This is a genomic window from Desertihabitans brevis (assembly GCF_003327535.1).
GTDB lineage: Bacteria > Actinomycetota > Actinomycetes > Propionibacteriales > Propionibacteriaceae > Desertihabitans > Desertihabitans brevis.
This window is the reverse complement of record NZ_QOUI01000005.1, coordinates 23,800-45,675: the sequence shown is the minus strand read 5'-3', so window position 1 is coordinate 45,675 and position 21,876 is coordinate 23,800. Positions and strand designations below refer to the sequence as shown.

The window sequence follows — 21,876 nt, the reverse complement described above, 5'->3', positions numbered from 1 at the left end:
TGCGCCACGCGGCTGCCAGCGCCAGTCGGGTCAGCGGTTGATCGGCGTCGACGGCGTCCAGGAGAAGTCGCGGTCGAACAGGTAGGTGGCCTCGGGGTCGGGCGCCACCACCAGGTCGACGCCCTCCCCGACCAGCCGGACGCGGCCCTCCCCCGGCTCGGTCCAGGTCAGCTCGATGGTGCGTTCGTAGTCGCGCACCAGACCCTGGCTGCCCTCGCGCACCGGGTAGAGCCGCAGCGTGACGGCGTCCCCGTCGACGGCGTAGGTGCCCTCCTGGTAGCGGCCGTCGGCGTAGCGGATCGCCACCCGCGCCCAGCCGGCGTTCTGGTACTGGCCGAAGGCGACCTGCTGCCAGCGGGTGTCCTGGCTGAGCTGGGCGGCGGGCTCGGCGGTGTCCTCGACCACCCGGTGCGCGCCGGTGAGAGCGGTGTCGGCGGGGGTGAAGCCGCCGGAGGTGACGACGGCGAACCCGGCGCCGGAGACCGCCAGCGCGCCCACCCCGGCCACGGCCCCGAGCCAGCGGGTGACGCGGTGCACCGGCGGCCAGGGCAGCACCGTGGGCAGCGGCCGGACGGTGGCCCGTCCGCGCAGCACCGACCACAGGTGCGGGACGAAGGGCGCCACGACCGCCACCCCGGCCAGGCACATCAGCAGGGCCAGCTGCTTGACCGGGACGTCGAAGGTGAGGTTGAGCAGGAACACCACGCCCATGTCGGCGACGGTCAGCAGCCCACCCAGCCAGGCCGTGCGGCGGAACAGCAGCAGCGCGGCGGCCAGCACCTCGGCCAGCCCGGCCAGCACCTGCACCGCAGGTGAGAACGCCATGAACCGCCACAGCAGCCCCATCGGGCTCATCTCGCCGAACTGCACCAGCGCGTCCCCGATGTCGGCGCGGCCCATCTGCATGAGGAAGACCTTGCTCCAGCCGTAGACCAGCAGCCCCAGCGCCAGCTGCATCCGGATCACCCAGTGCACCGCCCAGCCGGCCGTCACCCAGGCACGCTGCGCCGGCGGCCCGGCGGCGGTGCTGGCAGGGGTCGACGGGGAGTCGGGGCGGGTGGCGACGGACGGGACGGCGTTCGTGCTGCTCGGCATGACCCTGACGCTAGGTCCGGCTGGGCGTGTGTGCCGCTGACGAGCGTCACCGATCCGGCAGGAGCGGCTCATCCCGGCGTCGTGGATCACCGAGGGCACAACCGACCCGGGTCGGACCGGGACGTCCCTGGGATCGTGTTCGCCATCGCGCGCGGGGCCGGCGACACGCCGCGACACGCCGGTCGAGACGGCGATGACATACACGGGTTCAGGGAGTGGCGGCGGCGCGCGCGGGGGATTGGAGGCGGGAGGCGAGCTCTCGGCCGAGGGCCGTGCCGGAGAGCCAGGCGGCCTCGACGCGGGGGCGGTCGGACCAGGCGTCGCCGCAGACGCCGAGGCGGGACTCCCCGAGCAGGTAGGGGCGGTCGTGGCCGGAGGCGGGGCGGGCGAAGGTCCAGCGGTGCACGTGGGTGGCGGCCGGCTCCTCCGCCGCGCCGACCACCTGCCGGAGGGCGGCGACCATGGCGCCGGTGGCGGCGTCGGGGTCGTCCAGGTGCCCGGCGGCGAAGCCGGCGGTCGAATGGGCCACCAGCACCGGGGCGCGGTCGCCGCGGCGCAGGCCGTCGTCGGCCATCCACGACAGCACCGGGTCGTCGTTGACGAACACGCCGTCGACGTCGTCCCAGACCCGCTCGCGCCAGGACGCGGTGAGGGCCAGCACCGGCTCGAAGGGGTCGTCCAGGGCGTCGCGCTCGGCGGCGAAGCGGTCACCCAGCAGCCGGCGGGCCTGCGGGTCGGGCATGGCCAGCACCACCGCCGAGGCGGCGACGCCGGCGACCTCGTCCGTCGAGTCGACCCGCTCGACGCTCACCCGGCGCAGGTCGAGCCCCTTGGCGAGGTCCTCCACCAGCGACCGCAGCCCGGCCGGGGCGGCCCAGCGCACCGAGCCCCGCTTCTCGCTGCGGCCCTCGGCGCCGACCGCGGCGAAGGTGTCGGTCCAGGGCCGGGCCAGCCCGCGCCGCTCCCAGTCCCGCACCACCTGCTCGAAGCCCGGGTCGGAGACGGTGAGGTAGGACGCTCCGGTGTCGACCGGCCGACCGTCCGTGGTGCGCACCGCCATCCGTCCGCCGGGACGCCGGCCCCGGTCGAGCACCACCACCGGGACGCCGGCCGCGGTCAGCGCCCGCGCCGCGGCCACCCCCGCGATCCCGGCTCCGACGACCACCACGGGATCCATGCCGGTCACTGTGCCACGCCACCCCTCGGCGGCCGCGTCGAGGCCGGGTGGCGCGGGGCTCGCCCTTCGACAGGCTCAGGCGCTGGGGCAGGATCCGCGACCGGGTCGAGACGGGCGGGCGGATCGCCCTTCGACAGGCTCAGGGCGCTGGGGACGGATTCGCGACCGGGCGGGACAGGGGCACGGTCGCAGACACAGCGCGCTGAGCTTGTCGAAGCGCGAGCACCCGAACCCGACCACCGCGCGCTGAGCTGTCGAAGCGCGGGGGACGCGAGCGAGCCCGCCCCTGCACAAGGCGGGAGCGGGCTCGACCCGGGATGGGCCGCGGGTCAGCGGTACAGCAGGTAGCGGCGCCGGTCGGCGGCGAAGGCGGCGGTCTCCCGCTTCCAGGCGGCGATCACCTCGGCGGCGCTGGCGCCGGCGTCGATCTGGGTCCGCAGCCGGGGCGAACCGGTGAGCTTGTCGATCCAGAACGGGCGCTGGGGGTCCCAGGCATCCTGGCGCCAGGCGAACTCGGGGTAGAGGGCCTTCAGCCCGACCAGCATCTCCACCCCGACCCGGACCGGGTCGAGCGCGTCGGCGTCGACGATGTGCACCTGGACGCCGCCGCAGACCTCGCCGACGTGCTTGCTCTGGATCGGGTTGAAGTAGGCCTCCCGGAACAGCACACCCGGGATCTCCCGCGCCGTGAGCCACTCGGTCCAGCGGTAGTCGACGTAGGGCGCCCCGATCAGCTCGAACGGCCGGGTGGTGCCACGACCCTCCGACAGGTTGGTGCCCTCGAAGAGGCAGGTGCCCGGGTAGAGCAGCGCGGTCTGCGGGGTCGGCATGTTCGGGCTCGGCAGCACCCAGAGCAGGCCGGTGTCCTCGTACAGCATGTCGCGGCGCCAGCCCTCGACCTCGACCACCTGCAGGTCGCCCACGGACGCACCGGCCTTCTCGGGCAGGAGCTCTGAGTTGAAGTATCGGGCGAGCTCCCCCACCGTCATCCCGTGCACCTGGATGATCTCGTGGGCGCCGACGCCGGAGGTGTACTCCGGGGTCATCAGCGGGCCGCGCGGGGTGCCGCCGATCGGGTTGGGCCGGTCGAGGACGGTGAAGGCGACGCCCTCGCGGGCGGCGGCCTCCATCGCGGTGTACATCGACCAGATGTAGGTGTAGAAGCGGGCGCCGACGTCCTGGATGTCGAAGACGACGACGTCCACGTCGGCCTCGCGGTACATCTCGGCGAGCGAGGTGGCGTTGGCGCCGTAGGCGTCGTAGACCATGATCCCGGTGCGCGGGTCCTCGGTGTCGCCCTCGGACTCGCCGGCCTGGGCGGTGCCGCGGAAGCCGTGCTCGGGCCCGAACACCGCCACCACGTCGACGTTGCCGGACTCGTGCATCTCGTCGACGATGCTGCGGCCGTTGGCCAGCACGCCGGTGGGGTTGGTGAAGACCCCGACCCGGCCGGACAGCCCGCTCCAGCCGCGGTCGGCCAGCACCTGGGCGCCGGTGCGCACCCGGGGGCTGGTGGTCTCGGCGTGCGCGGGGGCGCCGGTCGCCCCGGCCAGCGGGACGGCGACCGCCGCCGCCCCCGCCCCGGCGAGCAGGTGCCGTCGGTTCACTGTGGTCATCTCGTTCTCCTCAGGGGGTTGCGGAGGTCAGTAGGTCAGGCCGTGACCGAGGGGGTAGAGCACCGTCCCGGGGTCGCCGGCGGCGGGGATGTCGACCGGCAGCTTGCCGGTCGGGGCGACCTCGCCGGTGAGCACGCGGGCCAGCGAGGGCACCGAGACCGGGCTGTAGGAGTAGGTGGCGAGGTAGGTGTGGACGTCGGGCAGGTGCGCGATGTCGTAGGGGTTGCGGACGGCCACCGTGACGACCGGGGTGCCGGTCGCGTGCAGCCGGCGGACGAGGTTCTGCTGGGCGGCGGAGGTGGCGGCGTTGTTGGTCAGCACCACGACGACGTCGGCGTCCTCGGCGGCGGTGACCGCGCCGGTGATCGCGGTCTCGTTCGGGTTCGCCCCGGTCTCGCGGACGGTGGTGGTGGCGCCCCGGGCGGTCAGCTCGGCGCCGAGGTTGGCGGTGGTGCTGGCGCCCCAGCCGGTGACCAGCACGTCGGTGCCGTCGACGTCGAGCGGCAGCAGCCCGGCCTCGTTCTCGACCAGGGTGTGGGTGGCGTCGGTGATCTCGGCGGCGGTGGCCAGGTGCTCGGGGTCGCCGACGACGTCCATCACGGCCGACTCGTCGACCAGCGGCTCGCGGACCAGGCCGTTGTCGCACTTGGTCTTGAGGATGCGCTGCACCTTGGCGTCGAGCTCGGCCTTCGGCAGCCGCTCGGTGCCGACGGCGTCGCGGACGGCGTTCCAGGCCGTCGGCAGGTCCTGCGACATCAGCAGCTGGTCCGCGCCGGCCTCCAGGGCCCGGATCGCGATCTCGCCGTCGTCGAACTGCTGGCGGACGCCGGCCATCTGCAGCGAGTCGGTGATGATCAGGCCCTCGTAGCCCATCTCCTCGCGCAGCAGGTCGGTGAGGATCGGCTTGCTCAGCGTGGCCGGCAGACCGGACGGGTCGAGCGAGGGCACCACGATGTGCGCGGTCATGATCATGTCGGTGCCGGCCTCGATCGCGGCCTCGAACGGCGGGCGGTCGATCTGCTCCCACTCCTCGCGGGTGTGGGTGATCTGCGGCAGCCCGGTGTGGGAGTCGACCGCGGTGTCGCCGTGGCCGGGGAAGTGCTTGGCGGCCGCAGACAGGCCGGCGTCGTCCTGCAGCCCCTGGACCTGGGCGGCGGTGAAGTCGGCGGCCAGCTGCGGGTCGGAGGAGAAGGAACGGACGCCGATCACCGGGTTGGCCGGGTTGACGTTGACGTCGGCGTCGGGGGCGAAGTTGACGTTGACGCCGACCGCGGCGAGCTCCTCACCGGTGATCGCCGCGGCGGTGCGGGCGTTCTCGGTGCTGCGCGTGGCCGCGACGGCCATCGCGCCGGGGAACTGGGTGGCGGGCGGGCCCATCCGGGTGACGATGCCCATCTCCTGGTCGATGCCGACCCAGAGCGGGACGTCCAGCGTCGAGCCCTCCAGCGCGGCCTCCTGCAGGCCGTTGGAGAGCCCGGCGATCTGCTCGGGTCCGCCGCCGACGGAGTCGGTCCAGGCGAAGTAGATCGCCCCGCCCAGGTGGTACTCCTGGACGATCTCGGCCGGGGTCTCCAGGCCGTAGAAGTCGACGTTGCGGGCGTCGCGGGTGGTGGCGGTCGGGCCGTACAGCTCCTGGATGAAGAGCTGGCCGACCTTCTCGTCCAGCGTCAGGTGGCGGGTGGTGGACCGGCTCCAGGCGGTGCAGAAGCCGCGGCTGCTCTCGGCACGCTCGGCCGGCTGCTTCGGGGCGGCCTCCGACGGCGAGGCGGCGAGCCCCACGGTCAGGGCCGCCACGGCCAGCCCGGCGAGGAGGGTGCGGGGGCGGACGGGAGACGTCGGGTGCGTCATAGCCACTCCAATGTGTCGGAGACGCGGCGGTGGCCGCTGGGGTAGAGGTCCAGACCATTCGGGACGTTGGTCGATCCTCACCCGAGACCGACGGGCAGGGCAACCCCTTCGCCGCAATCTCCTTCCACACCTCGCACGCCGGACGGCACGGTCCCGGGCCCCGCGTGCTGCGAGAGCCCGGGCCCGTGCCGCTCAGACGCCCGGACGTCCGGGCGCGGCCGGGGTCAGTCGTCGACGCCGGCGATGCCCGGACGTCCGGCCTCGACCGTCAGCGTGGCGCGGGTCCGCACGGGGGCGTCCGGGGTGGTCACGGCGTCCACCACCTGGTAGTCGACCTGCAGCAGCTCCGGGCTCACCCGGACGCGCTGGTAGCCACGGTTGTTGTTGGCGAACTTGATGTGGGGGTTCTCCGCGAGCCAGGCGCGGGTGCGGTTGCTCTGGTCCGAGCCGTTGCCGCCGGAGGTGATCGAGGTGCCGAGGAACTCGGTGCCGATGACCGGCGAGCTGGTGTCGTTGAAGTCCACCCGCAGGTCGGAGGCGGCGCTGGCGTGGGCGTCACCGGTGACGATGACGACGTTCTGCACCCCCGCCTCGTGGATCTGGGAGTAGACCGAGCGGCGCTCGCCGGCGTAGCCGTTCCAGTTGTCCTCGGAGTAGTCCACCCCGGCACCCGGGACGGTGTCGTTGTCGAAGGTGATCGACTGGTTGCCGATGATCTGCCAGGTGGCCTCGGAGGAGGCGAGACCCTCGACCAGCCACGCCTTCTGCTGCTCGCCCAGGATGGTGCGCGAGGGGTCGTTGCGCCCGGCGCACTCGCCCTCGCAGGCCGCGAGCTGGTCGTCGCGGTACTGGCGGGTGTCGATCATGGAGAAGTCGAGCAGGTCGCCGTAGCGGATCCGGCGGTAGAGCTGCATGTCCGGCCCGACCGGCATCGAGGCGCGTCGCAGCGGCATGTTCTCGTACAGCGCCTTGAAGGCGTCGGCCCGGCGCTGGCGGAACACGGCCGGGTCCTGGTCGGGCTCGGTGTCGACCTGGGAGATGTCGCCGGCCCAGTTGTTCTCGACCTCGTGGTCGTCGGGCACGGAGATGAACGGGGTGCTGGCGTGGGCGGCCTGCAGGTCGGGGTCGGTCTTGTACTGGGCGTGCCGGACCCGGTAGTCGGCCAGGGTGAAGATCTCCGCGGCCGGGGAGTGGGCGCGTCCGGGGAGCTGGCTGGCACCGGCCCCCTCGTAGATGTAGTCACCCAGGTGCAGCATGGCGTCCAGCTGGTCCTCGGCGGCGTGGCGCAGCGCGGTGAAGTAGCCGGCGGGGAAGTTCTGGCAGGACACGAACCCGAAGACGGCGGCCGAGAGCGGTGCGCCGAGGGCCGGGGCGGTCTTGGTCCGGCCGACCGGGGAGACCTGGTCGCCGACGCGGAAGCGGTACCAGTACTCCCGGCCCGGCTCCAGACCCGACACCTCCGCGTGCACCGAGTGGCCCCACTCGGGGCGGGCCACCTCGACGCCGCGACGGACGACCCGCCGGAACTCCGGGTCTGCGGCGACCTGCCAGGCCACCGGACGGACGCGGTCGGCCATCCCGCCGCGGCCGTCCGGGTCGAGCGGGGACGGCGCCAGCCGGGTCCACAGCACGACACCGTCGGGCAGCGGGTCACCGGAGGCGACCCCGAGGGTGAACAGGTCGCCGGCAGGGGCGGCGTCGGCGTAGGGGGCGGTGAGCAGGGTGCCGGCGCCGGTGAGGGCGGCGGCGCCTCCGACGAGACCGGCGCCGACCAGCTGGCGGCGGCTGAGGTGCAGGGACATGGTGCGCTCCTGGTTGGTGGGGAGGGTCGCCCCCATCCACCCAGCCGCAGGCGACATCGCGGTGTGACCGGCGCCACGTCCCGGTGTCGTCCTGGTGACGGCACGGGGCCCCGGGACGTCCGCCGGGACCACCTGAGGCGATCTGTCTGGATGGCGCATCCGAAGCGCACGAGGTCGCGGAGGAGAGGCAGGTGTGGCTGATCGCCCCCGACCTGCAGGACATGGTCTGGCTGGGCACGATCGGCACCGACGACGGCACGCTCTTCGTCCGCCCGACCTCGACGTGGCGCGTTTCCCGCTGGTGGACGTCTCGCTCGAACCCCTCGACGACGGGGACGTCGCCCACTCCGGCACCTCGATCGTCCGCGGCGAGCTGCCGCACTGACCGCGCCGCCGCCCCCTCCCCCACCGCTCCGGTGGCACTAGCCTGGGGCCGACACCGTGGTCGATCCCGGTCGGCCGCCCAACCCCGGAGGTGACGCGTGCGACGGATGCCGCTCGTGGTGGTCGCCGACGAGATCGTCTCGGTGCCGTTCCGCTCCGGCACCGACGGCTACCACACCTTCCGCATCCCGGCCCTGCTCCGCACCCCGGCCGGCACGCTGCTCGCCTTCGCCGAGGGACGCGTGGCCGGCGGCGCCGACGCCGGTGAGATCGACGTCGTGCTGCGCCGCTCGACCGACGGCGGACGCCGCTGGGGACCGCTGCTGGTCGTCCGCCGGGGCGAGGGGCACACCGTCGGCAACCCGTGCCCGGTCGTCGACCCGACCAGCGGGGACGTCGTGCTGCTCACCTGCGGCAACGCCGGTGACGCCGAGGAGGAGGCCGTCCTCACCGGTCACGCCGCACCGCGGACGGTGCACGTGCAGCGCAGCGGCGACGACGGGCTGAGCTGGTCGCCGCCGGCCGAGATCACCGACCAGGTGCGGCGCGAGGGCTGGCGCTGGTACGCCACCGGCCCCGGCCACGCGATCGCCCTGCGCTCCGGCCCGCACCGCGACCGGCTGGTGGCGCCCGCCAACCACAGCGCCGCCCCCGCCCCCGGGTCCGACGACACCGGTGCGGAGCCGCACCACTACGGCGGCCACCTGCTCTGCTCCGACGACGGCGGCCACAGCTGGCACCTCGGGCTGGTCGACCCCGGCGCCGACGGCGCCAACCCGAACGAGAGCCAGGTCGCCGAGCTCGAGGACGGCACCCTCTACCTGACCAGCCGCGACCAGCTCGGCGACGGACCGGGGAACCGGCTGCAGACGTGGTCCGACGACGGCGGCGAGACGGCCCGGACGCCCTACACCCGGGCCCCCGACCTCGACGACCTGCCGGTGGTGCAGGCCGCCGTGGTCGCCGTCGACGGCCTGCTGGTGCTCTCAGGGCCCTCCGACCCGCGGGCCCGACGGTCGATGGCGCTGTGGGTGAGCGCGGACGCCGGGCACCGCTTCACCCGGGCGCTCACCCTCTCCCCCGACCCGGCCGGCTACTCCGACCTGGTGGCCCTCGACGGTGCGGTCGGGCTGCTGTGCGAGACCGGCCCGGAGCGCCCCTCGCAGACGCTGACCTTCCGCAGCATCCCCCTCGACCGGCTGCGCTGAGACCTCCGCGCGGGCCGGGTCGAGGCACCACGGGGCTGCCTGAGCTGGTGACGCGCCGCCGGCGAGGGGACACCGGTGGGCCGCCGACGAACGGGACCTGGCATCCTGGAGGGCTGAGAGGAGCCCGATGACTGCCAACGACCCCCTGTCCGACTACGTCCGCCAGTACGCCGACCGTGCCCTGGAGGGGCTCGCGCGGCTGGAGCAGCAGGATGCCAGCGTCGAGGTGGTGCACGAGACCCGCACCTCGCTGCGCCGGCTCCGCGCCACCCTGCGCACCTTCGCCGGCTCGTTCCCCGGCACCGAGGGCCTCGACGACGACCTGCGCTTCGTCGCCGTCGCGCTCGGGCACGTCCGCGACGCCGACGTGCTGCTGGACCGCCTGCTGACCGAGATCGACTCCCTGCCCGAGACGCTGGTGCTCGGCCCGGTCCGCCGGGAGGTGCAGGAGGAGCTCGGCGTCCGCCGCCGCAAGGCCCTGGACGCCGTCGCCGAGGCCCGCCAGGACGAGCGCTGGGGGCGGGCCGTGGCCCAGCTGACCCGCTGGCGCACCGAGCCACCGACGCTGGAGGGTTCGGACCCCGCCACCGTGCTGAAGAAGGCGCGCCGCCGCGTCCGGCGCCGGATCGAGGCCGCCGAGGCGCACCCCGACTCGCTGCACTCGGCCCGCAAGGCGGCCAAGCGGTGGCGCTACGCCGCCGAGCTGCTGGCCGATCTCGGGTCGGCCGACAAGCACCGCAGGCGCGCCAAGAAGGCCCAGGAGGTGCTGGGCGCGGTGCAGGACGACGTCGTCATCACCGAGTTCCTGCGCGACCACGCCGCCCTGGGGGCCCGCAGCGGCCACAACGCGTTCACCACCGGCCTGCTGTACGCCCGCGCGCAGCAGCGGATCGACGAGGCCGCCGCCCGCGCCGTCACCCTGGTCTGAGCCGCACCACCCGCACGACCCCGGTCCCGCCCCGCGCGGGCCCGGGGTCGGGTCGTCTCCGGGGCGGGTGCTCAGACCGCCGCGGCCGCCGGCTCGCGGCGGGCGACCAGCAGCAGGTGGGTGTCGGGCCAGGGCAGCCGACGGCCGTCGGTCGGGTCGAGCAGCTCGGCCACCGGGTCGAACCGGTGCTCGACGATCCACTCGTTGCGCCAGGCTCGGCTGGCCGGGTCGACCACGAACCCGGCGTCGGTGACGAGCCGCACCCAGTCGTCGACGTCGAGGTCGCAGAAGCGCTCGTGGCACTCGCTCAGCCAGTTGCCGACGTAGTCCTTGGTGGTGAGGAACTCCATCGCCTCCCGCAGCGTCAGCTCGACCTCACCGGGACGACCGGGCACCGGGGTGGGGTGGAAGTCCGCGCCGGAGAGCCGGGGGAAGTCGCGGGCGAACTGGTCGAGGCGGGCCCGCGTGGACAGCGACCCCACGTGGTCGGTGACCTGCTGCGGGTCCAGCCCGTCCAGCTCGACCGCAGCGCCCGGGTCGACGCCGTCGTCGGTGCGCAGCCGCAGCACCACCCGCCGCTCCCCGCCGGTCGGGCCGACCACGTCGGAGTTGATCCACACCCCGCCCGGACGGGTGTGCGCCGCGATCCGCCGGGCCAGCCGGTGCAGGTCGGCCGGGCCGTCGCCGTAGCTGCTGATCTCGTGGGTGAGGGCGAGGGTGATGGTGGTGTCGACCGTGGCGTCGGGGAAGACCGGGTCGGCGAGCAGGTTGCGCTGCAGGAACCACACGTTGGGGTTGGCGAAGACGCCCTGGGCCTTGCGGTGCTCGGCCTCGGCCACCAGGTGCCGGGCGACGTCCACCCCGAACAGGTCGCTCTCGTGCAGCTCCGGCGCCCGCGCGGCCCGCTCCACCAGTCCACCGGTGGCACAGCCCAGGTCGACCACCCGTCCGGGCCGGACGAAGGGCCGCACCTGCTCCCACTTGCGGTCCGAGGCCACCTCGAACGACTCGGCGTAGCTGCGGTAGTCGCGGGTCTCGGTCAGGTCACCCTCGGCCGAGACCACCGGGTCGGTGCCGATCCGCACCACCTCGGTGACGAGGTCGTAGCGGTGGTAGACGTCGACGGTGGCCGGGTGGGCCAGCTCGGCCCAGCGGGGGTCGCCGGCGACCAGCAGCTCCAGCACGTCCCAGGGCCGCCGCGGCTCCAGCCCGGACGCCGCCAGCCGTCCGGCGGTCTCCTCGTCGGCCTCCACCGCGACCACCGGGTAGCCCAGCGCCCGGTACATCGCCGCGACCTCCGGCGTGGAGCAGGCGACCACGGTGTGCTCGGGGTGGGGCCGGCGTCCCAGCTCGGTGGCGACGGTCTCCACCACGGTGCTGGCGAACCGATCGGTGGGACGGGTGTCGACCACGGCCACGACGGCGGAGGGCAGCTGCTCGAGGGTGCTGGCGCGCTCGATCGCCGCCTCGCGCCGGTTGGCCGCCACCGGGTTGCGGCGGGTGCCGCGGTGGTTGGCCGAGGTGACCGCCCACACCACCTCCGCCCCCTCGGCCATCGGCACCGGACGTCCGTCGGTGTCGCACACGCGGCCGGCGAGCAGCTCGTGCAGGTAGGCGGTCTGGAACCGGGTGAGCAGGTGGTGCCGTCCGGGCAGCAGGATCTGGCGGTAGCCGGTCATGGGTCCCAGTCTGGAGGTGCCGAGGTGCGCGGCCGGACGATTCGCACTGGGGTGGACGCTCGGCTATAGTTGCGCGCGCTGGTCGAGATGACCGGTGAGGCCCGCAGCAAGATCTGGGCCCCGTGGCGCAGTTGGTTAGCGCGCCGCCCTGTCACGGCGGAGGTCGCGGGTTCGAGTCCCGTCGGGGTCGCGAGAGCGGTGAAGATCCACTGGATCTGAGCCGCTCTTGTGGTTGAGAGGCACTCTCGACCGTCACGGCCAGGTAGCTCAGCTGGTAGCAGCGTTCGCCTGAAAAGTGAAAGGTCGCCGGTTCGAACCCGGCCCTGGCCACCACCCGAACGCCCCGGTCCCCGCGGACCGGGGCGTTCGTCGTCCCCGGGGTGCCCCCGCGCCAGGGAACGACGAGAGGGGCCCCGCCGGCCGGCGGGACCCCTCTCGGAGGGACGTGTCAGGCCCGGCTGACCTGCGGGGCCGGCGTCTCGGTGTTCTCCTGCGCCGTGCCCTGCTCCGGCACGTCGGACCCCTCCACCTCACCCTCGGAGTTCTCGCGGGCCTTGGCCAGGGAGGCGATGAACTCCTTGCGCCCCGGGGTGTCGGCGACGTCACCGACGATGGCCACCGAGTTCCGCGGGAAGGTCAGGTAGCGGGTCATCAGGCTGATGAACGCCTGCGCCCGGTTCCGGCCGCCCAGCAGCATGTAGATGTGCAGCGCCACCCAGGCGGCCCAGGCGATGAAGCCTTTGAACTTGATGCCGCCGCGCAGCTCGACCACGGCGTCGTTGCGGCCGATGGTGGCCATCGTGCCCTTGTCGACGTAGTTGAACGGCTTCATCGGCTCGCCCTTGGCCAGCGCCACCACGTTGTCGGCGGCGTGCTTGCCCTGCTGCATCGCCACCGGCGCCAGCTGCGGCAGCGGGCCGGACTCCACCATGCCGCAGTCACCGGCGACGAAGATCCGCTCCTCGCCCTTGGCCAGCAGCGTGTCCTCGAGCAGGATGCGGCCACCGCGGCCGGTCTCCAGACCCCACTCCTTGACGAAGCTGTAGCCACCGATGCCGGCGGCCCAGATCACCAGGTCGGCCTGCATGGTCTCGCCGCCCTTGAGGTCGACGCTGTCGGCGTGGACCTCGGCGATCGCGGTGCCGGTGCGCACCTCGACCCCGCGCTCCTCCAGCTCCTTGCGGGTGTAGGCGCGCAGGTCGGCCTCGAAGGGGCCGAGCAGCTCGTCCATCATCTCCACCAGCACGACCCGGACGTTCTCCGGCTTGAGCTCGGGGTAGACGACGGGGACGCCGTAGGTGCGCATCTCGGCCAGCGAGCCGGCCATCTCGACCCCGGTCGGGCCGCCGCCGACGACGACCACGGTGAACCCGCGCTCGGCCTCGTCGGGGTTGGCCGCGAGCCGCTCCATGGCACCGAAGATGGTGTCGCGGACCTCGATGGCCTGCTTGCGGGTGTACAGCGAGTGCGAGTAGTGCGCCGCGCCCGGGATGCCGAAGTGGTTGGTGGTCACACCGTTGGCGAGCACCACGTAGTCGTAGTCGATCGGCGGGCCGTCGTCGACGATGACCTGGCGCTTCTCCCGGTCGATGCCGGTGACCATGGCGCGGCGGAAGCGCGCGAGCCGACGGTGCTGCTTGGCGGCGAGCGCCCGCAGCGAGTAGGTGACGTCGCCGGGGTTCAGACCGCCGGTGGCCACCTGGTAGAGCAGAGGCTGGAAGGTGTTGTAGGGGTGCCGGTCGACCAGGGTCACCCGGCATCCCAGCTTGGTCAACCGGCGGACGGCGGCCACTCCGGCGAAGCCCGCGCCGACAACCACCACGTGGGGTCCTGTGCTCATGCCCTCATTCTTGCGCTTCGCCCCGGGACCCGGAAATCGGGGGCGGCCCCTCGGGGGCCTCGCGGGTGTGACGTTGGCCTCATCCGCTGGACAGCACCGGACGCGGGCCGGATCCTGTGCCGCCGCGTGCCCCCGACGGCGTCCACTCAGCCGGTCAGGTAGGCCCGCACCCAGCGCCGGAGCTCGTCGAAGACGACGGTGCGCGCCGGCTCGTCGGACAGCGTGAGGTCGTGCATCCCACCGGCGATGCGGACCACGGTGACGTGCGGGCCCAGCCGGACGGCGCGGGTCGCGATCTGCTCGACGTCGAGGACGACATCGGCCAGCCGCAGGTCCTCGTGCCACTTGCGGCGGAAGTCGCTGCGGGTCGAGCACATCACCAGCACCGGGCAGTCGATCGCCAGCCCGGCGGCCACCCGCTGGTGGCCCTGCAGGATGGCGCGCAGCCAGCCCGCGCGCACCGGCCAGGACGAGCTGGACTTCCAGGCCAGGTCGTAGTCCCAGGCCCCCTCCTGGCTGGCGTGCACGCTGCGGAAGTAGTGGTTCGACTCCGGCAGCGGCAGCACCGCGGTCGGCAGCCGCTGCCCGAGTGTGCTGACGAGCGGCGAGCCGAGGGTGCGCAGCATCTGCGAGCCCTGCAGGTCCAGCCACGGCGAGTTGAGGATGACCCCGTCCAGCTCGCCGCGTCGCTGGTCGGCCCACAGGGCGCCGACCAGCCCGCCGGTGGAGTGGGCCATCAGGGTGACCGAGGGGTGCTCGGCCTGCACCAGGTCGAGGGCGGCGTCGAGCTCCTCGGTGTAGAGCTCGAGGTCGGTGATCCAGCCGCTCACCTGCCCGGGCCGGGTCGAGCGGCCGTAGCGGCGCAGGTCCACCGCGTAGAAGGCGAAGCCCAGCCCGGCGAGGAAGTCGGCCAGGTGGGTCTGGAAGAAGTAGTCGTTCCAGCCGTGCACGTAGAGCACGGCCCGGGAGGTGTCGCGACCCGCGACCCGCCGGACGAGGGTGGCCGAGATGGGGCCCTCCACCTCCCCGGGCGCGGGCAGCGCCCGGGGCAGCGCCAGGTCGGTGGCCTCGTAGCCGGGCAGGACGTCGGGACGCCAGCTGACGTCCTCGGTCACGCCCGACCCGTCACTTCACGAAGGAGACGTTGAGCGGGTACTTGTAGAACTCGCCGTTGTTGGCCTTCATCGCCGCCTGGATGCCGAAGATCAGCCCCAGGACGCCGATCGCCAGCCAGGTGAGGAAGCCGATGAGCACGGTGCTGAGGATGACGCTGACCACCGACACGATGGCGGCCAGGATGCCGAAGTTCAGCGCCTGCACCGCGTTGTAGCGCAGCCACGGCGAGCGGTCCTTGTAGACGAGGAACAGGATCAGCGGCACCACGAAGGCCAGGAAGCCGGTGCTGAGGAAGCCGCCGACCAGCATGCCGACGTGGGCCAGGGTGCCCCACGTCTTCTCGTCGCTCTGGCTCACCGGCGGTCCGGCCGGCGCGCCCTGCGACCACCCGGGCTGTCCCGGCGCACCGGGGCCGCCCTGGGCCATCGAGCCGGGCTGGCCCGGGTAGCCGTACGGGTCCTGGCCGGACTGGCCGTACCCACCCGGCTGGGCGTACTGGTTGGCGCTGGGCTGGGAGTACCCGCCCCCTTGCTGGGCGTACGGGTCGGCGCTCGGCTGGGAGTAGGGGCCCTGCTGGGCGTAGGGATCGGCGCCCGGCTGGGAGTACCCGCCCGGCTGGCCGTACGGGTCGGCGCCCGGCTGGGAGTACCCGCCCTGGCCGTACTGGTTCGCGCTGGGCTGGGAGTACGGGCCCGGCTGGGCGTACGGGTCGGCGCTGGGCTGGGAGTACCCGCCCTGCTGGCCGTACTGGTTCGCGCTGGGCTGGGAGTAGGGGCCCTGCTGGGCGTACGGGTCGGCGCTGGGCTGGGAGTACCCGCCCTGCTGGCCGTACTGGTTCGCGCTGGGTTGGGAGTACGGGCCCTGCTGCGCGTAGGGGTCCGCGGCCGGCTGCCCCTGCTGGGCGTACGGGCGGGACGCCTCGCTCGGAGCGGCGTAGGGGTCGGCAGGCTGGTGCTCCGGCGCCGACGGCACCGACCCGGAGCCGAACGTCGCGTCGCCGCCGGTGCCCGCCTGGTACTGGCCGGTCGGGTACGGCGCGCCCCCGGATGCCCCGGACTCCTGCCCGGCGTCGGAGGGCGCGTCGGCGGCGTCCGGGTCGTCGAGCTGCTCGGCCGACGGGAGCGGCTGGGTGGGCTGCGGCGCCGATCCGGCACCGGTCTCGGCCGACGTGCCGTAGGAGCCCTGGTCGGCGCTGGCCGGCGCGGGCTGGTCGCCCGGGCCACCCGGCTGGTGGTACGACGGCGTGGAGTAGCTGGGGCCGGCGTAGTCACCACCCTGGACGGGGCCTGCCTCATCCTGCTGCGGGTCGGCGTCCTGGGTTCGAGCCGGATCGGCGTCCGGACCGAGCTCCCACGACTGCTCGACGCTGTCGGGGCTCTCGGGCTGCCGGTCCTGCGGGAAACGAGGCTCAGTCATGCCGCACAGGCTAGTGGCGCGTCCGGCCGCCTGGTAGCAGCTCGGACCCCGGCCTCACCCTGAGCGGCGGTACTGACCGACCTCGTCGCCCTCGTCGTCGTCGACGGCGTACTTGTCCGCCAGGTCGGCATACGGATCGGGGACCTCGTGGTGGTCGTCGACGGGGCGACCCGCCAGCTCGCGCTCCAGGGAGGAGAAGTCCGTGTCCACCGACCGGTACTTCAGCTCACGGGCGACCTTGGTCTGCTTTGCCTTCGCACGGCCGCGTCCCATACGGGCGACCCCCTCGCTTCATCAGCGCGCGGCGGTACCGCGGCTCTGTGTGGTCATCTTCGTGGGGCTCAATCTACCCGAGCGGTCCGGGCACGCAAAGCAGCGTCCGCCCGGGGTTTCCCGGGCGGCTCCCCGAGCCGGTCAGCGGTGCTCGCCGACCAGCTCCACCGTCCCGCCGGGCGTGTCCTCGACCCGTCCGCAGACCCAGGCCGGGACGCCGCGGTCGGTCAGGGTGGCCAGCGCCGTGGCCGCAGCGTCCTCGGGCACGACCGCCACCATGCCGACCCCCATGTTGAGGGTGGCCTCGATGTCGGGGGTGCTGATGCCGCCGACCCGCTGGACGACGTCGAACACCGGGGGCAGCTGCCAGCTGCTGCGTTCGACGGTGGCCGACAGCCGCTCGGGCAGCACCCGGGCCAGGTTGTTGGCCAGCCCGCCGCCGGTGACGTGGCTCATCACGTGCACCTCGCAGGCCTCGATCAGCGCCAGGCAGTCCAGGGCGTAGATGCGGGTCGGCTCGAGCAGCTCCTCACCGAGGGTCCGCCCGAACTCGGGCACGTCGCGGTCCAGCGCCCAGCCGACGTCGGCGACGACCTTGCGCACCAGCGAGTAGCCGTTGGAGTGCAGCCCGGAGGAGGCCATCGCCACCAGCACGTCACCGGCGCGGACGCGCTCGGCGCCGAGCATGGCGTCCCGCTCGACCACCCCGGTGGTGGCGCCGGCGACGTCGTACTCGTCGGGCTCGAGCAGCCCGGGGTGCTCGGCGGTCTCCCCACCCAGCAGGGCCGCCCCCGCCTGCACGCAGCCCTCGGCGATGCCGGCGACGATGTCGGCGACCCGCTCGGGGACGAGCTGCCCGCAGGCGATGTAGTCGGTGACGAACAGCGGCTCGGCGCCGCAGACCACCAGGTCGTCGACCAGCATCCCCACCAGGTCGCGCCCGATGGTGGTGTGGACGTCCATCGCCTGGGCGATGGCGACCTTGGTGCCGACGCCGTCGGTGGAGGTCGCCAGCACCGGGTGGGAGTAGCGGCGGAGCAGCTCACCGGCGTCGAAGAGGCCGGCGAAACCGCCGAGACCGCCGATCACCTCCGGCCGGCGGGTGCGCACCACGGAGGTCTTGATCAGGTCGACGGCCCGGTCGCCGGCCTCGATGTCGACCCCGGCACGGGCGTAGGCGGACGGCGTGGTCGTCATCGGATCTCCACCGCCTGCGGCCGCCGGGTGCCGGCGGTCGGCCGGGCCTCCTCCGCGTCCGGCCCGTCGAGCTCGAGCGCCGGCTGGGTGGAGGCGTCGATGGCGTGACGGCCGGTGCGCTCGCGCATCGGGATCTCGACCGGGTAGACGCCGTCGAAGCAGGCCCGGCAGAGGTCGTCCTTGGGCACCGTGGTGGCCTCGACCAGGCCGTCGAGGGAGATGTAGCCCAGGGAGTCCGCGCCGATCGAGGTGCAGATCTCCTCCACCCCGAGGCCGTTGGCGATCAGCTGGGCGCGGGTGGCGAAGTCGATCCCGTAGAAGCAGGGCCAGCGCACCGGCGGGGAGGAGATCCGCACGTGCACCTCCGCGGCACCCGCCTCGCGCAGCATCCGCACCAGCGCCCGCTGGGTGTTGCCGCGCACGATGGAGTCGTCGACCACCACCAGCCGCTTGCCCTCGATGACGTCGCGCAGCGGGTTGAGCTTGAGCCGGATGCCGAGCTGGCGGATGGTCTGGCTGGGCTGGATGAAGGTCCGACCCACGTAGGAGTTCTTCACCAGGCCCTGGCCGTAGGGGATGCCGGACTCCTCGGCGTAGCCGATCGCGCCCGGCGTCCCCGACTCCGGGACCGGGATGACCAGGTCGGCCTCGACCGGGTGCTCGCGGGCCAGCTGGCGCCCGATCCGCACCCGGGCGGAGTGCACCCGGCGTCCGCTGATGGTGGTGTCGGGACGGGCCAGGTAGACGTACTCGAACAGGCAGCCCTTGGGCTCCGGCTCGGCGAAGCGCTGGCTGCGCAGGCCGTCGACGTCGATCGCGACCAGCTCACCCGGCTCGATCTCGCGGACGAAGGCGGCGCCGACGATGTCGAGGGCGGCGGTCTCGCTGGCCACCACCCAGCCCTTCTCCAGCCGGCCCAGCACCAGCGGGCGGATGCCCTGCGGGTCGCGGGCGGCGTAGATGGTGTCGTTGTCCATGAACACCAGGCAGAACGCCCCGCGCAGCCGCGGCAGCACCTCCATCGCCGCCTCCTCGACCGTGAGGTCGTCGTAGGTGGCGAGCAGCGCGGTCACCAGCGAGGTGTCGTTGCTGGAGTCCATGGTCACCTTGTGGCTCACCGGCTGGGCGTTCGGGCGGCTCTCCAGCCAGGCCTCGAGCTCGTCGGTGTTGGTGAGGTTTCCGTTGTGGCCGAGCGCCAGGCCGCCGGTGGCGGTGGGGCGGAAGGTCGGCTGGGCGTTGTTCCACACGCTGGCGCCGGTGGTGGAGTAGCGGGTGTGGCCGATGGCGACGTCACCCTGCAGCGACGCGAGGGTCGACTCGTCGAAGATCTGGCTGACCAGGCCCATGTCCTTGAAGACCATGATCTGGCTGCCGTTGCTGACCGCGATGCCGGCCGACTCCTGGCCGCGGTGCTGCAGGGCGTAGAGCCCGAAGAAGGTCAGCTTGGCGACCTCCTCACCCGGAGCCCACACGCCGAAGACCCCGCAGGCGTCCTGGGGGCCGCGCTCTTCGGGGTCGATGTCGTGGTTCAGACGACCGTCGGGACGAGGCACGGCAGCCAGCCTATCGGCTCGTTCCAGAGAACGACCCATCCAGCACCCGCTCGACCCCGTCGACCGCGGCCCGGAACCACGCCGGGCGCCGGACCAGCATGAGGTGGCCGGCCCCGGTCAGCTCGACGGCGTGCACCGGTGTCCCGGTCGCCCGCAACGCCTCGACGACGCGTCGGGCCCGCCAGACCGGGGTGAGGACGTCCCAGGTGCCGCACACCACCACCGTCGGGGTGCCGGCCAGCCCGGGCTGGGGCTCGGGCCACCAGGGCGTGAGGGCCACCACGCCGGCGACATCGGTCTCCCCGGCCAGCCGCGCAGCCACCCGGGCGCCCATCGAGCAGCCCAGCAGCACCAGCGGGACGTCCGGCCAGCGGCGGCGCACCTCGGCCGCGGCCTCGCGGGCATCCGCGACCGCCGGCAGCTCGGGTGCGTTCCAGCCGCGCAGCCGGTTCTGCACCTCGACCACCGCGACACCACGGGCGCCGAGCGTCCGCGCCAGGTGGCGGGCCAGCCGCCGGATCTGCTGCACCGGCGGGTACCAGGCCCCGATCCGCAGCGAGCTGCGGGGCCAACCGCCGTGGAGCAGCAGGACCACCGCCCGCACCGGGACCGGCGGCGGGGTCACCCGCAGCCGCCGCGTCACCGTCGCCCCGTCCGTCATCGCCCGGCCAGGCTAGGACGTCCCCGTCGGGTGCCGGGCGGACGGTCGGCGCCGGCTTGGTCAGCGGTGTTCACGCCGCGTTCAACCACCGGCCGCCTGGGCGTCCCGGGGCGGGGTTGGGATCGACCCGTGACCACCTCCCTCCCCCGCCGGGCCTTCGTGGCCGGCGCCGCCGGTCTGGGCCTCGGGCTCAGCGGCGCTCCCGCCCTGGTCGAGGCCGCTCCGCGGATCGAGCACCCCTTCACCCTCGGCATCGCCTCGGGTGACCCGGAGCCCACCGGCTTCGTGCTGTGGACCCGGCTCGCGCCGGAGCCCTTCGCCGACGACTTCGGCATGGGCGGCGCCCGCCGGGTGCCGGTGCGCTGGCAGGTCGCCACCGACGAGCGGATGCGCCACGTGGTGGCCCGCGGGGTGGCGGCGGCCGAGGCGCGCTGGGCGCACAGCGTGCACGTGGACGTCCAGGGTCTGCAGCCCGACCGCGAGTACTTCTACCGCTTCTTCGTCGGTCGGGAGGCCAGCGCGGTCGGCCGGGCCCGCACCGCGCCAGCGGCCGGGGCGGACGCCTCCGAGCTGCGGTTCGCCTCGATGTCGTGCCAGAAGTACGAGGACGGCTTCTTCTCCTCCTTCCCGCACGTGCTGGCCGACGACCCGCACTTCGTGCTGCACCTGGGCGACTACGTCTACGAGTACGCGATGGGTGCCACCGCCGGCTACCGCGGCACCCCCGTGCCCGAGGTCTGCCGGCCCGCCCCGCGGACGCTGACCCAGTGGCGGGCCCGGCACGCGCTGTACAAGCAGGACGAGCAGCTGCAGGCGCTGCACGCGAAGGTGCCGTTCATCACCACCTGGGACGACCACGAGTACACCAACGACTACGCCGGCGGCTGGGAGGACGAGCAGCCCGGCGGCGCCCCGGCCGCCCGCGCCGCGGCCTACCAGGCCTACTGGGAGCACCAGCCGCTGCGGGCCGCGCTGCTGGTCAAGCAGGACGCGGTGCGGATCTACCGCCGGCTGCACTGGGGTTCCCTGGCCCAGGTCGACATGCTCGACGGCCGGCAGTACCGCGACGCCCCGCCCTGCGGCTGGGGCGAGGCACAGGCCTGCGCGGCGGCCTACGACCCGTCCATCACCATGCTGGGTGCGGAGCAGGAGCAGTGGCTGGCGGCCGGGATCGCGGCCAGCACCGCCCGCTGGAACATCTTCGGCAACAACGTGATGGTGGCCCGGCTCGACCACGACGGCGACCTCGGCGACCTGCTGTGGCACGACGCCTGGGACGGCTTCCCCGCCGCCCGCAACCGGCTGCTGGAGCAGGTGGTCGGCGCGGGGCTGAGCAACCCGGTCTTCGTCACCGGCGACTGGCACTCGACCTTCGTCAACGACATCCACCGCGACTTCGACACCCCCGGCAGCCCGGTGGTGGCGACCGAGTTCGTCGGCACCTCGATCAGCACCAACGGCGACGGCACCCCGTACGGGCCGTACTACGGGCCCATGATCAGGTACAACCCGCACATGAAGTTCTTCGACGGCGACCGTCGCGGCTACCAGCGCCACGTCGTCACGGCCGACGAATGGCGGACCGATCTCGTGATGGTTGACACGGTCGGACGTCCGGACTCCCCGGCGGAGGTGCTGCGCTCGTTCGTGGTCGAGGACGGGCGTCCGGGCGCGATCGAGGTCTAGGCGCCGTCAGCTCCGACGGCGGCGGCGCCACTCGGCGATCGTCTCCTCGACGTCGAGGGTGCGGATGAAGATCGGTGGGCCCTGCACCGCCCGGCGGTGGGAGTGGCGGATGCGGGCGTTGAGGTCCTCGACGAGCTCGCGGGCGGCCTGCTCGGTGCGGGCCTCGGCCAGCACCTCCTGGATCCGCTCCCGCTCGCGGCGCAGGCTGAGGCTGGTGGGCAGGGCACCGGTGAGGTCCTCGTCCTCGAGCTTCTGCCGGATCCACCAGTCGTCACCACCGCGGTCGAGCCCCGCCAGCGGCTTGCCCTCACCCTTGAGGCCACTGAACTCCCCGCGCTCGGTGGCCTCGCGGATCTGCCGGTCGATCCAGTTCTCGAACGGGGCCATGGGCCCACCT

17 protein-coding genes and 2 tRNA genes are annotated in these 21,876 nt (G+C 73.6%); 5 read left to right on the top strand and 14 right to left on the bottom strand.

What is annotated here, in order from left to right:
• Nucleotides 1-30: 30 nt before the first annotated feature.
• From DT076_RS09075 to DT076_RS09055, 5 genes are all read right to left on the bottom strand, one after another.
• On the bottom strand, nucleotides 31-1,095 hold the full coding sequence (locus DT076_RS09075; RefSeq protein ID WP_199539082.1) for a hypothetical protein: 1,065 nt from the start codon (nucleotides 1,093-1,095) through the stop codon (nucleotides 31-33).
• Nucleotides 1,096-1,303: 208 nt separating this feature from the next.
• Complete coding sequence (locus DT076_RS09070; RefSeq protein WP_114126365.1) at nucleotides 1,304-2,272, bottom strand: NAD(P)/FAD-dependent oxidoreductase; 969 nt, start codon at nucleotides 2,270-2,272, stop codon at nucleotides 1,304-1,306.
• A 329-nt stretch (nucleotides 2,273-2,601) separates the two neighbouring features.
• A complete protein-coding gene (locus tag DT076_RS09065; protein WP_114126364.1) occupies nucleotides 2,602-3,888 on the bottom strand; it encodes an exo-beta-N-acetylmuramidase NamZ family protein in 1,287 nt (428 codons plus the stop codon).
• A 27-nt stretch (nucleotides 3,889-3,915) separates the two neighbouring features.
• The gene (locus DT076_RS09060) at nucleotides 3,916-5,736 is read right to left on the bottom strand and encodes a glycoside hydrolase family 3 protein (protein ID WP_114126363.1); all 1,821 of its coding nucleotides are present in this window, start codon (nucleotides 5,734-5,736) and stop codon (nucleotides 3,916-3,918) included.
• 224 nt (nucleotides 5,737-5,960) lie between these two features.
• A complete protein-coding gene (locus DT076_RS09055; protein ID WP_233493813.1) occupies nucleotides 5,961-7,574 on the bottom strand; it encodes an alkaline phosphatase D family protein in 1,614 nt (537 codons plus the stop codon).
• Nucleotides 7,575-8,029: 455 nt separating this feature from the next.
• Here DT076_RS09055 and DT076_RS09050 point away from each other — a divergent pair, with 455 nt between their 5' ends.
• Together DT076_RS09050 and DT076_RS09045 are read left to right on the top strand one after the other, a co-directional pair.
• On the top strand, nucleotides 8,030-9,130 hold the full coding sequence (locus tag DT076_RS09050; RefSeq protein ID WP_114126362.1) for a sialidase family protein: 1,101 nt from the start codon (nucleotides 8,030-8,032) through the stop codon (nucleotides 9,128-9,130).
• 127 nt (nucleotides 9,131-9,257) lie between these two features.
• Nucleotides 9,258-10,058, top strand: coding sequence for a CHAD domain-containing protein (locus DT076_RS09045; RefSeq protein WP_114126361.1), 801 nt, complete (start codon nucleotides 9,258-9,260; stop codon nucleotides 10,056-10,058).
• 71 nt (nucleotides 10,059-10,129) lie between these two features.
• Here DT076_RS09045 and DT076_RS09040 read toward each other — a convergent pair whose 3' ends face one another.
• Nucleotides 10,130-11,737 carry a class I SAM-dependent methyltransferase gene (locus tag DT076_RS09040; protein ID WP_114126360.1) on the bottom strand — a complete coding sequence of 536 codons (1,608 nt, stop codon included), beginning with the start codon at nucleotides 11,735-11,737 and terminating at the stop codon, nucleotides 10,130-10,132.
• A 116-nt stretch (nucleotides 11,738-11,853) separates the two neighbouring features.
• On the opposite strand from DT076_RS09040, the gene DT076_RS09035 reads away from it, so the two are divergent.
• Nucleotides 11,854-11,927: transfer RNA gene (locus DT076_RS09035), tRNA-Asp, on the top strand.
• Between the two features lie 66 nt (nucleotides 11,928-11,993).
• Nucleotides 11,994-12,070: transfer RNA gene (locus DT076_RS09030), tRNA-Phe, on the top strand.
• A 115-nt stretch (nucleotides 12,071-12,185) separates the two neighbouring features.
• On the opposite strand, the gene DT076_RS09025 is transcribed toward DT076_RS09030, so the two are convergent.
• From DT076_RS09025 to DT076_RS08995, 7 genes are all read right to left on the bottom strand, one after another.
• Nucleotides 12,186-13,577, bottom strand: coding sequence for an NAD(P)/FAD-dependent oxidoreductase (locus DT076_RS09025; RefSeq protein WP_114126359.1), 1,392 nt, complete (start codon nucleotides 13,575-13,577; stop codon nucleotides 12,186-12,188).
• Between the two features lie 146 nt (nucleotides 13,578-13,723).
• Entirely contained in the window at nucleotides 13,724-14,692 is a 969-nt protein-coding gene (locus tag DT076_RS09020) for an alpha/beta hydrolase (protein ID WP_114126358.1), read from the bottom strand.
• Between the two features lie 10 nt (nucleotides 14,693-14,702).
• Complete coding sequence (locus DT076_RS09015) at nucleotides 14,703-16,109, bottom strand: DUF4870 domain-containing protein (protein WP_114126357.1); 1,407 nt, start codon at nucleotides 16,107-16,109, stop codon at nucleotides 14,703-14,705.
• Nucleotides 16,110-16,163: 54 nt separating this feature from the next.
• Nucleotides 16,164-16,382: a DUF3073 domain-containing protein gene (locus DT076_RS09010; RefSeq protein ID WP_114126356.1), complete on the bottom strand. Its 219-nt coding sequence runs from the start codon at nucleotides 16,380-16,382 to the stop codon at nucleotides 16,164-16,166.
• A gap of 141 nt (nucleotides 16,383-16,523) precedes the next feature.
• The gene (gene purM, locus DT076_RS09005) at nucleotides 16,524-17,579 is read right to left on the bottom strand and encodes a phosphoribosylformylglycinamidine cyclo-ligase (RefSeq protein WP_114126355.1); all 1,056 of its coding nucleotides are present in this window, start codon (nucleotides 17,577-17,579) and stop codon (nucleotides 16,524-16,526) included.
• Nucleotides 17,576-19,132, bottom strand: a complete 1,557-nt coding sequence (gene purF / locus DT076_RS09000; RefSeq protein ID WP_114126354.1) for an amidophosphoribosyltransferase — start codon at nucleotides 19,130-19,132, stop codon at nucleotides 17,576-17,578. The genes purM and purF overlap by 4 nt, the downstream gene beginning before the upstream one ends.
• A gap of 10 nt (nucleotides 19,133-19,142) precedes the next feature.
• Complete coding sequence (locus DT076_RS08995; protein WP_114126353.1) at nucleotides 19,143-19,793, bottom strand: alpha/beta fold hydrolase; 651 nt, start codon at nucleotides 19,791-19,793, stop codon at nucleotides 19,143-19,145.
• A 129-nt stretch (nucleotides 19,794-19,922) separates the two neighbouring features.
• On the opposite strand from DT076_RS08995, the gene DT076_RS08990 reads away from it, so the two are divergent.
• Nucleotides 19,923-21,479, top strand: coding sequence for an alkaline phosphatase D family protein (locus tag DT076_RS08990; protein ID WP_199539080.1), 1,557 nt, complete (start codon nucleotides 19,923-19,925; stop codon nucleotides 21,477-21,479).
• A 6-nt stretch (nucleotides 21,480-21,485) separates the two neighbouring features.
• On the opposite strand, the gene DT076_RS08985 is transcribed toward DT076_RS08990, so the two are convergent.
• The gene (locus tag DT076_RS08985) at nucleotides 21,486-21,866 is read right to left on the bottom strand and encodes a DnaJ family domain-containing protein (protein WP_114126352.1); all 381 of its coding nucleotides are present in this window, start codon (nucleotides 21,864-21,866) and stop codon (nucleotides 21,486-21,488) included.
• Between the last annotated feature and the right edge of the window lie 10 nt (nucleotides 21,867-21,876).

Coding starts and splice junctions, on each gene's coding strand:
- DT076_RS09070 (WP_114126365.1), bottom strand. CDS start 2,272: ATGGATCCCGTGGTGGTCGTCGGAGCCGGGATCGCGGGGGTGGCCGCG.
- DT076_RS09065 (WP_114126364.1), bottom strand. CDS start 3,888: ATGACCACAGTGAACCGACGGCACCTGCTCGCCGGGGCGGGGGCGGCG.
- purM (WP_114126355.1), bottom strand. CDS start 17,579: ATGACGACCACGCCGTCCGCCTACGCCCGTGCCGGGGTCGACATCGAG.
- DT076_RS09010 (WP_114126356.1), bottom strand. CDS start 16,382: ATGGGACGCGGCCGTGCGAAGGCAAAGCAGACCAAGGTCGCCCGTGAG.
- DT076_RS09025 (WP_114126359.1), bottom strand. CDS start 13,577: ATGAGCACAGGACCCCACGTGGTGGTTGTCGGCGCGGGCTTCGCCGGA.
- DT076_RS09075 (WP_199539082.1), bottom strand. CDS start 1,095: ATGCCGAGCAGCACGAACGCCGTCCCGTCCGTCGCCACCCGCCCCGAC.
- DT076_RS09015 (WP_114126357.1), bottom strand. CDS start 16,109: ATGACTGAGCCTCGTTTCCCGCAGGACCGGCAGCCCGAGAGCCCCGAC.
- DT076_RS09060 (WP_114126363.1), bottom strand. CDS start 5,736: ATGACGCACCCGACGTCTCCCGTCCGCCCCCGCACCCTCCTCGCCGGG.
- DT076_RS09055 (WP_233493813.1), bottom strand. CDS start 7,574: ATGGGGGCGACCCTCCCCACCAACCAGGAGCGCACCATGTCCCTGCAC.
- DT076_RS09050 (WP_114126362.1), top strand. CDS start 8,030: ATGCCGCTCGTGGTGGTCGCCGACGAGATCGTCTCGGTGCCGTTCCGC.
- DT076_RS09045 (WP_114126361.1), top strand. CDS start 9,258: ATGACTGCCAACGACCCCCTGTCCGACTACGTCCGCCAGTACGCCGAC.
- DT076_RS08985 (WP_114126352.1), bottom strand. CDS start 21,866: ATGGCCCCGTTCGAGAACTGGATCGACCGGCAGATCCGCGAGGCCACC.
- DT076_RS09040 (WP_114126360.1), bottom strand. CDS start 11,737: ATGACCGGCTACCGCCAGATCCTGCTGCCCGGACGGCACCACCTGCTC.
- DT076_RS08995 (WP_114126353.1), bottom strand. CDS start 19,793: ATGACGGACGGGGCGACGGTGACGCGGCGGCTGCGGGTGACCCCGCCG.